The sequence below is a fragment of the Streptomyces sp. NPDC048415 genome (genome assembly GCF_040651675.1).
Classification (GTDB): Bacteria; Actinomycetota; Actinomycetes; order Streptomycetales; family Streptomycetaceae; genus Streptomyces.
Genome location: NZ_JBEZKJ010000219.1, coordinates 1 through 1,815 on the forward strand (window position 1 = coordinate 1; position 1,815 = coordinate 1,815).

Consider the following 1,815-nt stretch of genomic DNA (forward strand, 5'->3'; position numbering starts at 1 on the left):
CAATGCCGCGTAGTTAGCGTGTGACACGATCCGTCAAATTGGGGGAGATCCAGCTTTGTTCGAGCATGTACGTGCCTCTGCCGACCTTGCGGATCAGCCCCTCGGCCGTCCAGCGGGTCATTGATGCCCGGAAGCTGTGGATATTGCTGTAGCCGAGTGATCGTGCGAGGTGACAGGACTTCCATGTCGCTTGGGGGTCGGTGCGCATGAGTTGGAGTGTGCGATTCCGCTGTCCTTCACCGGTCCGGCCGGGTCCGCGTCCCGCCCGGCGGCCGTCTGCCGGCGCGGTGGTCTTCGGCGGGGGCTGCGCACTCGGCGCCTGGTGGATCTTGAAGTCCAGGGCCTCGATGGTGGAGGTGGTGCGAGGCCGCGGGTCGGTGAGGCGGGAGTAGTAACGGGACATCGGCGCTTTGACCTTGCGATTACAGGTGCGCAGCCGCCGTTTGGGCAGGAGTCCGGCAAGGACGGCGCGGCCGATCCGGCCCACGGTGCCGATGGCACCCTCCTGGAGAGGATCGGGGCCGCGGACGACGCGGTCGCGGGCGGCTTCCAGGGCGATGGTGAAGCTGGCGCGGTCCGGGTCGGTTCCGGCGACGGACTCCACCGCGTCCACCATGGCGGTCCGCAGCACTTGGTAGAGCGTGAGCTGTGCCCATACTTCCTGTTCGAGACCGGTGGGGTCTGCTGAGCGCAGTACTTGCCCGTCGGCGAGTGTGTGCCGCAGGGCGTAGAAGGCCGATTCGATTTCCCAGCGTTCGTGATAGAGCCGGAGCAGGGTCGCTGCGGAGTCGGTCCGGTGGTCCAGCAGGGTGGTCGCCAGCCGGTAGTGATCGGACATGCGTCGTCCGTCGCTGGTTGTCATGCTGATCTCGGCGTCGATGATGCGGATCTTCAGCGGGCCGATGAGCGTCAGGTAGGAGCCGTCGGGCAGGGCCGCGAGAACGGCGGGCCGTCGGCGGGGGTTGAGGCGGATGAGCAGTTGGGAGCGGGTGTCGGCCGCCGCCTGGAGGAAGTCGTTCGCGTCGAATCCCCGGTCGGCCAGCAGCAGTGTCCGCGGCGACAGGAGGTGGAGAAGCTGCCGTGCGTAGAAACCTTCCCCGTGTTCGGCGGGGCCGAACGCAGCCCCCAACAGGCCGCGGGTGCCCGTCTCACACAGAGCCATCAGGCGGATCATCGGGTAGCCGGCCCATCCCAGCCGGGTGCGGGACTTGCCGAGCCAGCTGAGGTTCCGCTCCTGGTCAGGCGCCTTGACCGAGGAACACCCGTCGAAGGCGACTGTCCGCCACCGGCGGTGGCACACACCGGGCGTCCGTGGCTGGCTCAACGGGCCGGCCACGATCTCGAACAGAGTCTTGAGAGGAGCCGGTCCCACCCGTCGGCGCAGATCCCGCAGGGCCTTCTCGCTGGGGCGTGCATGACCGCCGTCCGGCAGCCCGGCGATCAGCTTGTCCCATACCCGCGCATACCCGAGCGACGGAAACAGGGACAGGGCGAGCAGGAAGTAGACCCCGACACGCGAAGGCAGCAGACGCAGCCGCCGCTGGACGGTCCGGCTCTCGGCCAGGACCTCGTCCACGAGCTCGACGGGAAGGTAGCGGCCCAGCTCTCCCAGATGCCCCGGCGCGAAAACGCCTCTCGGGACTTGATCAGGAGAGGGTGGAACGATGGCAGACTGCTCTCGCAACGGGACCTCGCACAGCAGATAGATCTTGGTCGACTACCTGCCATACCCGAGGTCCGTCTCCATGCCCCCACAACACGCCGACCCCACAGGCGATTTGACGGATCGTGTCACACGCTAACTACGCGGCATTG

Annotated in this window: 1 protein-coding gene; it reads right to left on the minus strand. The window is 67.3% G+C overall.

The window, feature by feature from the left end:
- Positions 1 to 13: 13 nt before the first annotated feature.
- Positions 14 to 1,684, minus strand: coding sequence for an IS4 family transposase (locus AB0D27_RS45435; RefSeq protein WP_362521531.1), 1,671 nt, complete (start codon positions 1,682 to 1,684; stop codon positions 14 to 16).
- Positions 1,685 to 1,815: the final 131 nt, after the last annotated feature.